Here is a 13399-nt window from a genome sequence, read left to right as displayed (position 1 = left end):
GTGGAGGAATACCTATGACCCCGCCCGAGAACGGCACCATCATTGGCGACGACGGCCTTGCGCGTCCGCCCTGGGCATCCGTTGACCCACTCATGCGCGAGTACTACGACCACGAGTGGGGCATGCCTGTACGGGACGAACAGGGCCTGTATGAGCGCATCAGCCTCGAGGGATTCCAAGCGGGCCTGTCCTGGGCCACCATCTTGCGCAAGCGCGAGGCATTCCGGTCCGCTTTCCTGGACTTCCACCCTGAAAGCGTCGCGGCTTTCACGGAGGCGGACGTCGAACGGCTGTTGCAGGACCCGGGAATCGTGCGCAACCGCCTCAAGATCCGCGCCGCCATCACCAATGCCAAAGCCACCATCGCCCTGCGCAGCGAGGGCGGCTTGGTGGACTTCGTGTGGTCGTTCCAACCGGAGTCGACGCCGGAACCGCGTACGTTTGCCGACGTCGCTACCCAATCGCCTGAGTCGATCGCTCTGTCCAAGGCCTTGCGTAAGAAGGGCTTCGCTTTCGTGGGCCCCACCACCATGTATGCGCTGATGGAGGCAATCGGCATGATCGATACGCATCTGGTTGACAGCCATCGTCGGGGCAGCTCCGGAGTTTGGCTCTGATACCCACTTTCTTTCCACAGAAGTGTGTAACTTTATCCACAGCTGTGGACAATTCATGTGGACATCCACGCACATGAAGCGAAGATCCCCGGCATTCAGGTGATAACCAGGCCCACGCACCTTGGAACCGTGGTTTTACCCAGTGTGCACAAAGCTGTGGATAGTGTCCGCGGGTTCATTGAAAGTTCACCGCGAAAGCATTGAGAACTTCATTCAGGCCCTTCAGACCATGGCACCTGATCGGCTTCCGGTTCGCTATCCCGAGTCCCCGATGTGGGTTTGGCCGGGATGTGTGAAAGAATCTGCGTATGAATGCAGATAAGAATGCCTGCTCACTGGGAGTCGACAGCCAATACGTTGAATTGGCTGTGGAAGTGTTCGCGATGCTGGCCGATGCCACGAGGGTCCGGATCGTCCTGGCGCTCCGGAACGGCGAAATGGCCGTCGGCGCGCTGGCGGATCTTGTAGGGAAGTCCCCGGCGGCAGTATCGCAGCACCTTGCCAAAATGCGCTTGGCGAGAATGGTTTCCACGCGACAGGACGGAACCAGGGTCATGTACCGGCTGGAGAACGAGCACGCCCGCCAGCTGGTCGCAGATGCAATATTCCAAGCAGAACACGCCCTTGGCGGCACCCCTGCACACCACCGCGCAGAACAGGAATCGGCATGAGCGGTCACCAGCAAGTTGGCCATCACGAGGACCACGTGCACGATCACCACGACCACGCACATGAGCACCACGATCACAACCATGACCATGACCATGACCATGACCATGACCATGACGGACACTCCCACGAGCATCACAAGGGTTTCAAGGGGTGGCTGTATGAGCTTTTTGTCCCACACACCCACGATGCCGCCGATTCAATCGACGATGCCCTTGAGTCCAGTACACAGGGCGTTCGGGCACTGAAGATCAGCCTTTTCATACTCCTTGGCACCACCGTCCTGCAGTTTCTTGTGGTCCTCATCAGCGGCTCCGTCGCGTTGCTGGCCGACACCATCCACAACTTCTCGGACGCGCTCACCGCAGTGCCACTGTGGATTGCGTTCATTCTGGGACGTCGCGCGGCAACTCGCCGCTACAACTACGGATACGGGCGGGCGGAGGACCTTGCCGGACTGTTCATTGTCGGCGTGGTTGCGCTTTCGGCAGTGGTCGCCGCCTGGCAATCCATCGATCGCCTGTTCCATCCGCAGCCCCTGCACAACCTGTGGTGGGTTCTTGCGGCCGGACTCATCGGCTTTGCGGGCAACGAAATCGTTGCCGTCTACCGGATCAGGGTCGGCCGGCAGATCGGGTCCGCTGCGCTGGTGGCCGACGGCGTGCATGCGCGCATTGACGGATTCACCTCCCTCGCCGTGGTGCTTGGCGCCGGCGGCGTGCTGCTCGGCTTCCCTTTGGCGGACCCGATTGTCGGCCTGCTGATTTCGGCGGCCATCATCGTCCTGCTCTGGGGTACGGTACGCAGCATCGGACGACGCCTGATGGACGGCATAGAACCCGAACTGCTAGACAGCGCCCAGACGGCGTTGGAAACGACGCCGGGCGTACTCTCCGTGCCGAGGCTGCAACTGCGTTGGGTTGGCCATCGCCTGCAGGGCGCCGCCACCATCGTCGTCGCCAACGCGTCACTGTCAGCGGTGGAAGAAACTGTCCGTGAGGCCAGGCATCAGCTTGAGCACGCGCTCCCAAAACTCGACGACATGGTGATACAGCCTGTTACGGAACTTGGCCGCTGATCGACGGGGTCCTGTTCCCAACCGCTGCCCAGCCGCTGCGGCTATGATGGCCCACTGAACCTTATGTTGAGCCACTGACCTGATCTCGAGCCACTGAACCGGACCCGCCCGGCCGCCCGAGATCCACGAAAGAAGATGCCCATGAGCCAGCAAGCGATTCTGGCGAAGCCTCGCCGAAACGTGGAGATGGTGCTGTTGGTGCTGGCACTCGGCGTCGGCATTGGTGCCCTTGCAATGACCAGCGTGGACAAAAAAGAAGCCCTTGACATTGGATTCTGGCTTCAGGCGGGCACCTTGACGGCGCTGGCCGGCATCTTCCACGTTGTCCTGCGGTTCAAGGCCAGGTATGCCGATCCGGTGATCCTCCCGATCGTGGTGGCTTTGAACGGCCTCGGCATCGCCATGATCCGACGCCTGGATGCGTCAAACGGCACTACTGCTGGCAATAATCAGCTGACCTGGACGATCGTCTCGGTCCTGGTCGCGGCAGCAGTGCTGTGGCTATTGAAGGATCACCGGCTTTTGCGCCGGTACACCTTCATTGCACTCGCGGTCAGCGCCGCCCTTCTCATCCTTCCCCTCGTTCCGGGCATTTCCGCCGGCGACATCAACGGCGCGAATGTCTGGATACGCCTCGGCTCCCTGCAGTTCCAGCCCGGCGAGATCGTGAAGATTACGCTCGCCATCTTCTTCGCGGGCTACTTGTCCTCCAACCGGGACTTGATCTTGTTGGCCGGCAGGAAATTCGGGCGCCTGCAGTTCCCGAGGATCAAGGACACAGGGCCGATGATCACCGCTTGGGCCGCGAGCGTTGGCGTACTGGTCTTCCAGCACGATCTCGGCATGTCCATACTGCTGTTCGGCCTGTTCATCGTGATGATCTACGTTGCCACGAGCCGGGCGAGCTGGCTCGTCCTCGGCGTCGTGCTCATGCTTTTGGGCGGATACGCCGCCGCAAAGATCTTTTCCCATGTCGGCTTGCGCATTGACGCCTGGATCAATGCCTTCGACCCCCAAGTCTTCACCCGCTTCCCCGGAGGTAGCGCCCAGATTGTCCAGGGCCTCTTCGGAATGGCCGACGGCGGCCTGATCGGAAAAGGCCTCGGGCTCGGAAGCCCGGACCTTGTACCTTTCGCGAACAGCGACATGATCATCGCTTCCCTTGGTGAAGAACTCGGCCTGATCGGGCTGTTCGCGATCGTTCTCCTCTATCTGCTGCTTTTCACAAGGGGATTCCGGGCCGCCCTGGGCATCCGGGATGCGTTCGGGAAGCTCCTTGCCTGCGGGCTGGCCTTCTCCATGGCTCTTCAGTGCTTCATCATTATCGGCGGCGTCACCCGCCTTATTCCCCTCACCGGACTGACGACGCCGTTCCTCTCCGCGGGCGGATCCTCCCTCCTTGCCAACTGGATCATCGTCGCCCTGCTGTTGCGGATCAGTGACGCAGCCCGCAGGCCCCAAACAGTTGCTTCCCAGACCGAACACGTTCCGGTCTGACGCCGGTCCGCGATTCAAGCTGCCGCCACTGGCCCAAGGCACTCAGACGGTCGTAAAACCGCCGTCGATCAAGACGTTCGTGCCGGTGATCATGGCTGCGACGTCGCTGGAGAGGTAGGCGATGAGGGACGCCACTTCTTCCGGCTGGGCGAAGCGCCCAACGGGAATATCGCGTTTCGCCTTTTCGCCTTTTTCGCCGGCCCAGGCCTTCTTGCCGAGTGGCGTCTCAACCACTGTGGGTGACACGGCGTTGACGGTCACACCCTTGGGTGCCCACTCCAGGGAAAGGACATGGGTAAGCCCGACGATCCCCGCCTTCGAGGCGCAGTAGGCCGCATGCTGGTCGAGGCCGATCACTGCGGCCTGCGAAGCGAGGTTGACGATCCGGCCGTATCCTGCCTCGACCATGACCCGGCCGGCAGCTTGTGCCATGTAGAAGCTCGCGCTGAGGTTGACATTGATCGTGGCCTGCCAGCGGGCGGCCGGTACGTCTATTGCGGGATCCAGCAGCGCAATACCTGCCGAATTCACCAGGATGTGGGGGGTGCCCGCCACGCGCACGGCTTCGGCAACAACCTCCCCTGCGGCTTCAGGTGCCGTCAGGTCGCGGGCAATGCCGTGGTGGCCCGTACCGGGGAGTTCGGCCATCAGCGCGCCAACGCTCTCAGAGAGATCGACGCCGACCACGCGTGCGCCGCGGGAAGCGAAATGGTGGGCGACCGTGTAGCCGATGCCGCTCGCGGCTCCGGTGACGATGGCGATGCGGCCTTCAAATTCCTGTTCCATTGTTGTCATCCTTCGTAAGCGCAGATTTCCTGGACCTTTTCGGCCGAGGGGCTGCTGGTATCGAATCGGTAGGTGAGCCATTCCTTGGCGAGGCGTCGGGCGAGTTCGAGGCCAACAACGCGCTGGCCGAAGCACAGTACTTGGGCGTTGTTGCTGAGAACGCTTCGCTCGACCGAGAAGGAATCGTGGGCCGTGATGGCACGTATGCCGTGCACCTTGTTGGCGGCGATGGCGACTCCGAGGCCGGTGCCGCAGACGAGGAGTGCCCTGTCGGCCTCCCCATTGGCGACCATCCGCGCCGCGTTGACCGCTACATGCGGATAGGCGGTGTGACCGTCGGCGCCGACCCCCACATCAACCACCGACGCCACAAGGCCATTCGCTTCAAGATCCCTCTTGAGTATTTCCTTGTAGTCATATCCTGCGTCGTCGCTACCGACGACGATTCGCCACTTTGTGTCGCTCATGGTGTTGTCCTTTCTATTCTGTCGCGGTCAGCGTCCGATGGCACTGACGATCATCCCGAAGGACGTCGCACCGGCGTCCGGAGTGCCGATGCTCTTCGCTGCGAGTGGGCGGGCTCGTCCGAGTTTCGGGGTCAGGGCGGCGGTTTCCGCTGCCGCTGTGGCCGCAACATCGGCCGCCTTTGCCCAGGCCTTTGCGGTTTCCTCGCCACTCATCAGTGCCAGCTCGAGAGTGTCGACAAACGGCAGAAGTGCATCAACGAGTGTCTTGTCTCCGGGCTTCGCCCTGCCCAGGTCCGTGATTGCCGTGGCGAAAGCGTGTACGGCCGCCGCGAGCTCACCACGCCCGAACGCAATGGCCTCGTCGTCCAGGGCTGCCCCCGCGCTCTCCAACCCGGCTCCCCACAACACTCCGGAGGTTCCACCCGCGGCGGCTGCCCAAGCTTGGCCGGCCTTACGTAGAATCCATGCCGGACCTGCGGATGCTCTTACGGCACTCTCTGCGGCAGCGAGGGCCGCGTCCGCCCCCTTGACCATGCCGCGGCCATGATCGCCGTCGCCCGCTATTGCGTCGATGCGTCCCAGCTCTAGCTCGTTCTCGCGCATGGTGCGCGCCAGGGCACGAAGCCCTTCCAGGACGAGTCCGGCGACGGGGACAGCGGCGATGCTGGGGGTGGGCGCGTCGTCGTGCTCTTCGGCGGTGGCGGTCCCGCTGAGCGAGGGGCGGAGACCCATGAGCGCGGACTTCTGCTTCCGGTAGGCCGGTGTGTAGGCGTCCGCGGTCCATAGCCACTCGAGCTCCTTGTCGAGCCACATGAGGGTGAGTGAGATGCCACCCATGTCCAGGCTCGTGACCAGTTCGCCGACCTCGGGATCGACGATCTCCAGACCAGCCGCCCGGAGCATCGGTGCCACGGATTTCCACACGAGGAACAGTTCTTCGTACTTGGTGGTGCCCAGTCCGTTGAGAATGACAGCGACGCGTGAGGAATCGGTGGAGGGGGCGTGGGCGAGCAGATCGAGGACGAGGAGGTGCGCTAGCTCATCCGCGGTCTTCAATGGTTCGTCGCGGATGCCGGGTTCGCCGTGGATCCCGAGTCCAACGCCCATGTGTCCTTCGGGGACCGTGAAGAGCGGTTCCGTTGCACCGGGCATGGTGCACCCGGAGAACGCGACGCCGAAACTGCGGGAAGCCGCATTGGCTGCCCGACCGATCCGTTCGACCTCGTCGATGTCCAGCCCTGCGGCCGCTGCCGCCCCGAGGGCTTTGAACACGGTGAAATCGCCTGCGATGCCCCGGCGTTCAGATTCATTGGGCGAAGAGGCAATGTCGTCGGTGACCACGACGATTCGGGTGTCGATGCCTTCTTTCCGGAGGCGTTCTGCGGCGATACCGAAGTTCATGTTGTCACCGGCGTAGTTGCCGAAAGTGAGGATGACGCCTTTGCCTTGGTCGGCGGCTTTCGCTACCGAGTAGACCTGTGCGGCGCTGGGAGAGGTAAAGATGTTTCCGACGACGGCTCCGGTTGCGAATCCGGGACCAACGATTCCGCAGAAGGCTGGATAGTGCCCGGAACCGCCTCCGACGACGACGGCGACCTGGGGCGTCCCGCCGCGGTGGGCGACGGCTCCGCCCGGGACGCCTTGCAAGCGGTCGGAATAGAGGTCCAGAAAGCCTGTGAACTGGTCTTCGGCGAAATCGGCGGGGTCGTTGTAGAGGACAGTCATGGTGGTGCGCTCCTGTTTACTTCTTCTGGCCCGGAAGGCCTTCGTAGGCGATGTCGCCGCTCTTGAGGTTGTCGTCGATGAGTGCGGGGAGGCCTTTCAGGAAGGCATCCTTGTCCGTCACGACGTTCTTGAAGGCGTCGTTGACGTTCGCCGCGGTAATGGCAGGCATCGTGTAGACAGGCTTCTTGTTGACGCTCTCGCCGCGCGCGATCTTCGCGGCGACTGCGAGCCCGGTGGCAAGCTCTACCGTGCCGTGCTGCAGCGAGGTGCCGATCATTTCGCCGGACTGTACCGCCTTAAGACCGTCCTCGATGCCGTCGATGCCGACCACCGGCGTGCCCTTTACCCCGGCTTCGCGGAGGGCCTGGATTGCACCCAGGGCCATGTCGTCGTTTTGGGAAATGACACCGTTGATGTCGCCCTTGAATGCGGAGATCCAGTTGCTCATCTTGTTGACGGCCTGGTCGCGCTTCCAGTTGGCTGTGTCCTTGGCCAGGACCTTGATGTTCGGGTTCTTGTCGAGCACGTTCTGGATGCCCTTGCCCCGGCCGATCTGCGGCGAGGAACCGAGCGGCCCTTCAAGCACCACGACGTTGCCCTTGCCTCCGAGCTTGTCCACCATCATGGTGGCTTCCTGCTCTCCCGCGGCGACGTCATCGGGCTGCACGCTGGCAGTCAGGTCCGCACCGGAAAGAGCGGTGTTGACGTCGATAACGGGAATGCCTGCCGCCTTCGCCGCGGCTACTTGAGGCTGGAGGGAGTCGGCCTGAACTGGAACAATGATGATTGCGTTGACCTTGCTGTTCACGTACTGCTGCATCTGGTTGGCCTGGGTGGAGACGTCTCCGCCTGCCGAGTTCCATTGCAGGTTGATGTGGTTGGCCTTGGCATAGGCCTCCATGCCTTCCTTGCCTTGGGTGATGAACGAGGACATGTCATACACCGTCACTCCGATGGTGATGTTGTCGTTACCGGCGCTTGGGTCGCCTGCGCCGCAGGCGGTGAGGCCAAGAGCAGCGACGGCGGCAAGCGCCGTGCCTGTGAGCAGCTTCTTCGTCGTTGAGGACGCCTTCTTCATGGTCTTCCTTCTGATTGTTGAGTTTGGTTGTGCTGGGGACAGGACGATCAACGGCGGCCGCGGCGGGCGGCCCAGACGTCGACGCCGACGGCGGCGACGATGATGACCCCCTTGATCACGCTCTGCCAGTAGGCGGGGACCAGGAGGAGGTCCAGGCCGTTGTTGATGGTCTGGATCAAGAGGAGGCCGACGGCGGTCCCCCATACCGTGCCCCTGCCGCCCATGAGGCTCGCTCCGCCGATGACCACTGCGGCAATGGCGTCCAGCTCGTAACCTTGGCCAAGGTTGGGGGCGCCGGTAATGACGCGGGAGGCGAGCATGAGTCCGGAGAGCCCGGCGAGCACGCCGCTGATGGCATAGACGCTGAACAGGATGCTGCGTGAGCGGACGCCGGCGATCTCTGCTGCGAGCCTGTTGCCGCCGATCGCATAGACCCGGAGGCCGTAGTTTGTGCGCTTCATGATGAAGGCGAGAACAAGGATGGCGATGATCATGAGGATGACGGGGAAGGTCAGGCCCAGGATCTGAGTGTTGGCGAAGGAGCCGAAGCTCGTGGGAAGGCCGTTGATGGGAGCGCCGTCGCCGATGACGTAGGCGATTCCGGAGGCTAGTGTCAGCATCCCGAGCGTGGTGATGAAGGGCGGGACTCCGAACCTGCTGACGATCAGTCCGTTGATGGAACCCGCGAGCAGGCCGGTGACCACTGCAGCGAGGAGTGGCAGCATGAGATTGTCGCCTGCATTCTTCGCGGTCCAGGCCGCGGCCATGGCACTGGCTGCCATGACGCTGCCGACGGAGAGGTCGATGCCTCCGGTCAGGATCACGAGCGTTTGTCCGAGGGCGATGAGCGCGAAGGGTGCCGCCGCGATGAGGATGTTGGTGAGGTTGTCGGGCGTGGCGAACCGTGCGCTGCGGTATGCGAAGAATGCGACGATGAGCAGCATCACCACCACCATGATGTGGCGGATGAGGAATCCGCCGGTGAGTTCTTTCCAATCTCGGCGTTGCGGTACAGGGATTTCTTCGATGGTGGTGTTCATGGGGTGGTGTCTTTCACGGGTGCGGCGCTCTGGCCGGAGGCGAGTCGGAAAATGGTGTCCTGCACGTTGGGGCAGTCGAGCTGGGCGCGGTCGAGTTCGCCGACGACGCCGAGTTCGCGCATCACGAATGCGCGGTGGGAGAGGCTGAGGATCTCGGGCATATCGCTGGAAGCCATGACGACGGCCATGCCGGCGGAGGACAGTTCGGTGATGATGCGGTAGATCTCGCTCCGCGCCCCGACGTCGACGCCGCGTGTGGGCTCGTCGAGAAGCAGCGCGTCTACCTGCCCGGTGAGCCAGCGGCCGAAAACGACTTTCTGCTGATTGCCGCCTGAGAGGTTCTCGAGGTGCTGGTCAAGGCCGTCACTCTTCAAACGCATCGACTTCATGATGGCCCCGATGGTTTCGCGGCGCTTACGCCCTTGAATGATCCCGAATTTCGAGAAGGCCGCGATGCGCGGGAGTGTCGCGTTGTCCAGGACACTCAAGGAGAGAACGGCACCGGCGCCTTTGCGGTCCTCGGGCACAATCGCGAGCTTGCGAGCGATCGAACTGAGGGGCGCACCGGCTTTGAGCGGTGTCCCGGACACACGGACCGTGCCTGAGACTGGTTTGCGGATGCCGTAAATGCACTCGATCAGCTCGGTGCGACCGGCTCCCACCAAGCCGGCGAGGCCCAGGATCTCTCCTCGCTTTACCGAGAAACTGATCGGCTCGGAGCCTTGGGCGATAACGACGTTGTCGACCTCGAGAACAGTGTCTGCGCCGGACTCCGGACGGTCCGGAAACAGCTGGTCGAGTTCGCGTCCGATCATCGCCGTAACGATGCCGTCGTCGGTGATGTCGGCCAGAGGCGTATCGCTGACGAGCTTTCCGTCGCGCAGCACGACCACGCGGTCTGCCATAGCCCGGATCTCCTCCATCTTGTGGGTGGTGAAGAGGATGGCGACGCCTTGGTCGCGCAAAGAGCGCACGATCCGGGCCAGTCGTGCGACTTCGCGTTCGGCGATTGCACTCGTGGGCTCGTCGAGCAGGAGGACCCGGGCTCCGCGGTTCGTAGCCTTGATGATCTCGATGATCTGCCTTACCCCTACGGGCAGGGCGCCCATGCGGGTCTTTGGGTCAGTATCAAGGCCGAAGTCCTCTAGGTATCCGCTGGCCGCTTTGATCATTGAGCGGCGGTCGAGCACGCCGAAGTTGTTCCTCAGCTCGCGGCCGATGAAGAGGTTTTCGTAGACCATCAGCTCCGGAATCGAAGCAAGCTCTTGGGGGACGATGGCCACTCCCAGGGAGTAGGCCGCCTGAGTGTTGCCGCTGTGCAGGTGCTGCCCCCGGACCCTCACTTCTCCGTCGTCGGGGCGGTACTGCCCCGAGGCGATCTTCATGAGCGTGGACTTGCCGGCACCGTTCTCGCCCGCAAGGGCTGTGACGGTCCCGGGTTCGAGGGTGAACGTGATCCCTCTGAGTACGGGGATTCCCCCGAAAGACATGGTGATACCCGAACACTCGAGCATGGGGATGACGGGGATGCTGTCGTCTGAGCGGACGGTCGACACCTTCATCGAGCTCCTTTGCTTGCCGTCTCATTGCCACGTGGAGGGTGGCCGATATCGACTATACGAGGCGACTGCTCACATGTAAATATCTACTGCTCATATGAGCATAACTTCCAAGGGTGATAGAATATTGCTCATTAGAGCACCGGAACGTCGACTCGAAAGTGTGCTCAAATGACTAGCGGAGGTGTTTCATGGCACAGGCGCCAGGACCGGGCAAGCAAGTACAGATCGCCCACATCGCAACCCAGCACTACCTGCAGAACAAGACCAGGATTGAGATCGCCAATGAGACCGGCCTCAGCCGCTTCAAGGTAGGCCGCCTGCTCGACGAGGCCGTAAGTTCAGGCATCGTCAAGATCCACATCGCGAGCCCCTCGGGTGTAAGGCTCGATCTTTCCGTGCAACTGCGAGAGCGTTTTGGCCTTGAACACGCAGTGGTCGTCGATGTCCCATCGGACGCCGATGAAGTCATTCAGGCCAAGCTGGGGTCCACGGCAGGGGACCTCTTGCGCGAAATCCTGACAGACGAGGACGTGCTTGGCCTGACATCTGGGCGTACCCTCAATGCCATGGCGCGGTCACTGAGTGAGCTACCCAAGTGCGGCGTCGTCCAATTGGCAGGAGTCGCCGGCCCCATCCAAGAAACCGGTCTTGAAATCATGCGCCGGGTAAGCGCCATCGCGGGTGTCCGGCCTTGGACCATCTATTCGCCGCTCGTCGTCAGCGACGCCCAGGCCGCCGTCGGCATCCGGAGGCAGCCCGATACCCGGCAAACATTTGAGCAGTTCAACAAAGTCACAGTGGCGGTCGGCTCAATCGGCTCTTGGAAACCGGAAAACTCACAGATGATCAAGAACCGCGCTTTGGACCCGAGCGACCGCGAGAAACTCCTGGAACGGGGAGTTGTCGCCGAGTTCGGAGCGACTCTAATCACGGACACAGGTTCGGTCGTTCACGACATCGACGACCGCTGCATCGCGATCTCGGAAGAACAATGGCGGGCCATTCCCACCGTCATAGCCGTAGCTGGGGGTCCCACGAAAACCCGGGCGATCCGGGCGGTGCTGGCTTCAGGGCTTCTCAAGGGCCTAGTCACTGACGCAGCAACGGCCGAAAGACTACTCGGAGGCTAGGATGCCGCGTCCACTCCTCGTCGCCGGCGTTGATTCGTCGACGCAAAGCTGCAAATACATCACAGTGAACGCGGCAACGGGCGAGATCCGGACTTCCACCGCGCTCCCACACCCCGACGGTACCGCCGTCGATCCCAAGGCGTGGTGGGATGCCTTCACCGGCGTCGGGGCCACCGCATTAGGCGGAGTCAAGGCCGTTTCGGTTAGCGCACAGCAGCATTCCACCATCTTCCTTGGAGCGAACGAAGAGCCGGTCAACGAAGCAATCCTGTGGAACGACCAACGCGCAACCTCGTCGGCCCTTGAGCTCCGCCGCGAGTTCGGCCCGGACTGGTGGGCCCGGGAACTGGGTATGATCCCTACGGCTGCCCACCCTGTATCGAAACTCCGTTGGCTCGCCCGAACAGCTCCCGAGACCGCGGATCGAGTACAGCGCGTGGTTATCCCGCACGATTGGTTGACCTGGCGGCTTCTCGGCGCCCAGGGAGATCCGACCACAGACCGCTCCGACGCATCCGGAACCGGTTATTGGGCTTCGACGGGAGCTGGATATAGGACCGATATCCTGGAAGCGGCTTTCGGCCGTCAGCTATCGGTGCCCCGCGTTTTGGGACCCGGAGAGCGTGCAGGCGTTACTTCCGGGGGCGTGGTAGTCGGGGCAGGGTGCGGGGACAACGCCGCTTCGGCCTTTGGCCTTGGCACCGTCCAAGGTGAAGCCGTCGTGTCGATCGGCACCAGCATGACGGTATCCATGGTCGATACCCTGCACGTGGTTGACGTGACGGGGCATGTTGCCGACATGGCCGACGCGGCAGGCGCCCAGCTACCTATAGTCGCCACTCTCAACGGCGCCCGAATCCTCAACTCAGCAGCCCATATGCTGAGCCTCAGCCTCGGCGAACTCGACGAACTTGCGTCCCAAGGGCCGCCTGACGCCCAGGGGCTCTGCTTCCTCCCATACCTGGACGGGGAACGTACCCCGCTATTGCCCGCGTCCCAAGGAGCGCTGATCGGTCTCACGCGATTCTCGATGACACCCCAAAACCTCGCGCGCGCCGCCATACTCGGCCTGGCATGCGCGATCGCCGATGCCATCGATGATTTGTCCCGGGCCGGTCTCGTGATTGAAATAGTCACCCTGGTGGGCGGCGGATCGCGGTCCGCGGCTCTCCGCCAAGCAGTTGCCGACCTCACAGGACGCACAGTGGGCTGGCCCGAATCCCGGGAATACGCGGCACTCGGAGCCGCCCGTCAAGCGGCATGGGCGCTGACTGGTGAACTGCCTGATTGGCCACCGGCCAAACGGCAGGCCGTCGATCCCGCCGAACGCGCGGAATGGACTACGGAAGTACGCGAGCGGCACCGAAATACGGCGGCGGTACTCTATGGCGCTGAACTTACGTAGCCAGCCCGTCGGCACTGTAGTTACACACTTAACAACAGGCAGCTACCCACAAGTTATCCACAGTTGGGGAAAAACTGTGCCTACAAAGTGGAAAACTCCCAGAACGGCGGGCCTCAAGCGCTAGGAAGGACACCGAACTACAGCACTGTGAGTTATTAACAATGTTGATAACTCTGTTGATACCGCGCTCATGCCGCTGCCAACGCTGAGGTTGTCCACACACCCCCGAATAACGCACTTCTTATCCACATACCCACAGGCGCGTGGGCAAAAGTTATCCACAGATGTGGACGTTAATCCCCAGGGGAACCTGCTGCCCCTGCTATCTCGCCCTGGAGAGTCCAT

Annotated in this window: 12 protein-coding genes; 6 read left to right on the top strand and 6 right to left on the bottom strand. The window is 62.3% G+C overall.

Features of this window, described 5'->3' with window-relative positions:
• Window positions 1-14: 14 nt before the first annotated feature.
• The 4 genes from NFJ07_RS21560 to NFJ07_RS21545 all read left to right on the top strand — a co-directional run bounded on the left by NFJ07_RS21560 (window position 15) and on the right by NFJ07_RS21545 (window position 3861).
• Entirely contained in the window at window positions 15-617 is a 603-nt protein-coding gene (locus NFJ07_RS21560) for a DNA-3-methyladenine glycosylase I (protein WP_269997699.1), read from the top strand.
• 308 nt (window positions 618-925) lie between these two features.
• Window positions 926-1288, top strand: coding sequence for an ArsR/SmtB family transcription factor (locus NFJ07_RS21555; protein ID WP_269997697.1), 363 nt, complete (start codon window positions 926-928; stop codon window positions 1286-1288).
• Entirely contained in the window at window positions 1285-2364 is a 1080-nt protein-coding gene (locus NFJ07_RS21550; RefSeq protein WP_269997696.1) for a cation diffusion facilitator family transporter, read from the top strand. The genes NFJ07_RS21555 and NFJ07_RS21550 overlap by 4 nt, the downstream gene beginning before the upstream one ends.
• A gap of 141 nt (window positions 2365-2505) precedes the next feature.
• The gene (locus tag NFJ07_RS21545; RefSeq protein ID WP_269997695.1) at window positions 2506-3861 is read left to right on the top strand and encodes an FtsW/RodA/SpoVE family cell cycle protein; all 1356 of its coding nucleotides are present in this window, start codon (window positions 2506-2508) and stop codon (window positions 3859-3861) included.
• 42 nt (window positions 3862-3903) lie between these two features.
• Here the strand turns inward: NFJ07_RS21545 and NFJ07_RS21540 are convergent, their stop codons facing one another.
• From NFJ07_RS21540 to NFJ07_RS21515, 6 genes are read right to left on the bottom strand one after another with little or no spacing between them, the layout of a single operon-like run.
• Window positions 3904-4647, bottom strand: a complete 744-nt coding sequence (locus NFJ07_RS21540; protein ID WP_269997694.1) for a GolD/DthD family dehydrogenase — start codon at window positions 4645-4647, stop codon at window positions 3904-3906.
• A gap of 5 nt (window positions 4648-4652) precedes the next feature.
• A complete protein-coding gene (locus NFJ07_RS21535) occupies window positions 4653-5114 on the bottom strand; it encodes a ribose-5-phosphate isomerase (RefSeq protein ID WP_269997692.1) in 462 nt (153 codons plus the stop codon).
• A 27-nt stretch (window positions 5115-5141) separates the two neighbouring features.
• The gene (locus tag NFJ07_RS21530; protein WP_269997690.1) at window positions 5142-6839 is read right to left on the bottom strand and encodes a dihydroxyacetone kinase family protein; all 1698 of its coding nucleotides are present in this window, start codon (window positions 6837-6839) and stop codon (window positions 5142-5144) included.
• A gap of 16 nt (window positions 6840-6855) precedes the next feature.
• Complete coding sequence (locus tag NFJ07_RS21525; protein ID WP_269997687.1) at window positions 6856-7917, bottom strand: substrate-binding domain-containing protein; 1062 nt, start codon at window positions 7915-7917, stop codon at window positions 6856-6858.
• Between the two features lie 47 nt (window positions 7918-7964).
• Complete coding sequence (locus NFJ07_RS21520) at window positions 7965-8957, bottom strand: ABC transporter permease (protein ID WP_269997685.1); 993 nt, start codon at window positions 8955-8957, stop codon at window positions 7965-7967.
• Window positions 8954-10519: a sugar ABC transporter ATP-binding protein gene (locus NFJ07_RS21515; protein WP_269997684.1), complete on the bottom strand. Its 1566-nt coding sequence runs from the start codon at window positions 10517-10519 to the stop codon at window positions 8954-8956. The genes NFJ07_RS21520 and NFJ07_RS21515 overlap by 4 nt, the downstream gene beginning before the upstream one ends.
• A 188-nt stretch (window positions 10520-10707) precedes the next feature.
• On the opposite strand from NFJ07_RS21515, the gene NFJ07_RS21510 reads away from it, so the two are divergent.
• Together NFJ07_RS21510 and NFJ07_RS21505 are read left to right on the top strand one after the other, a co-directional pair.
• Complete coding sequence (locus tag NFJ07_RS21510; RefSeq protein WP_269997683.1) at window positions 10708-11649, top strand: sugar-binding transcriptional regulator; 942 nt, start codon at window positions 10708-10710, stop codon at window positions 11647-11649.
• A 1-nt stretch (window position 11650) separates the two neighbouring features.
• On the top strand, window positions 11651-13054 hold the full coding sequence (locus NFJ07_RS21505) for a xylulokinase (RefSeq protein WP_269997682.1): 1404 nt from the start codon (window positions 11651-11653) through the stop codon (window positions 13052-13054).
• Window positions 13055-13399 lie beyond the last annotated feature (345 nt).

This window comes from Arthrobacter sp. B2a2-09, from assembly GCF_027587375.1.
Classification (GTDB): Bacteria; Actinomycetota; Actinomycetes; order Actinomycetales; family Micrococcaceae; genus Arthrobacter.
This window is presented reverse-complemented; position numbering and strand designations above follow the sequence as displayed.

Bases quoted from the DNA above. Each gene is read 5' to 3' on its own strand.
- NFJ07_RS21515 (WP_269997684.1), bottom strand. From the start codon at position 10,519: ATGAAGGTGTCGACCGTCCGCTCAGACGACAGCATCCCCGTCATCCCC.
- NFJ07_RS21555 (WP_269997697.1), top strand. From the start codon at position 926: ATGAATGCAGATAAGAATGCCTGCTCACTGGGAGTCGACAGCCAATAC.
- NFJ07_RS21545 (WP_269997695.1), top strand. From the start codon at position 2,506: ATGAGCCAGCAAGCGATTCTGGCGAAGCCTCGCCGAAACGTGGAGATG.
- NFJ07_RS21520 (WP_269997685.1), bottom strand. From the start codon at position 8,957: ATGAACACCACCATCGAAGAAATCCCTGTACCGCAACGCCGAGATTGG.
- NFJ07_RS21530 (WP_269997690.1), bottom strand. From the start codon at position 6,839: ATGACTGTCCTCTACAACGACCCCGCCGATTTCGCCGAAGACCAGTTC.
- NFJ07_RS21560 (WP_269997699.1), top strand. From the start codon at position 15: ATGACCCCGCCCGAGAACGGCACCATCATTGGCGACGACGGCCTTGCG.
- NFJ07_RS21510 (WP_269997683.1), top strand. From the start codon at position 10,708: ATGGCACAGGCGCCAGGACCGGGCAAGCAAGTACAGATCGCCCACATC.
- NFJ07_RS21535 (WP_269997692.1), bottom strand. From the start codon at position 5,114: ATGAGCGACACAAAGTGGCGAATCGTCGTCGGTAGCGACGACGCAGGA.
- NFJ07_RS21525 (WP_269997687.1), bottom strand. From the start codon at position 7,917: ATGAAGAAGGCGTCCTCAACGACGAAGAAGCTGCTCACAGGCACGGCG.
- NFJ07_RS21550 (WP_269997696.1), top strand. From the start codon at position 1,285: ATGAGCGGTCACCAGCAAGTTGGCCATCACGAGGACCACGTGCACGAT.
- NFJ07_RS21540 (WP_269997694.1), bottom strand. From the start codon at position 4,647: ATGGAACAGGAATTTGAAGGCCGCATCGCCATCGTCACCGGAGCCGCG.
- NFJ07_RS21505 (WP_269997682.1), top strand. From the start codon at position 11,651: ATGCCGCGTCCACTCCTCGTCGCCGGCGTTGATTCGTCGACGCAAAGC.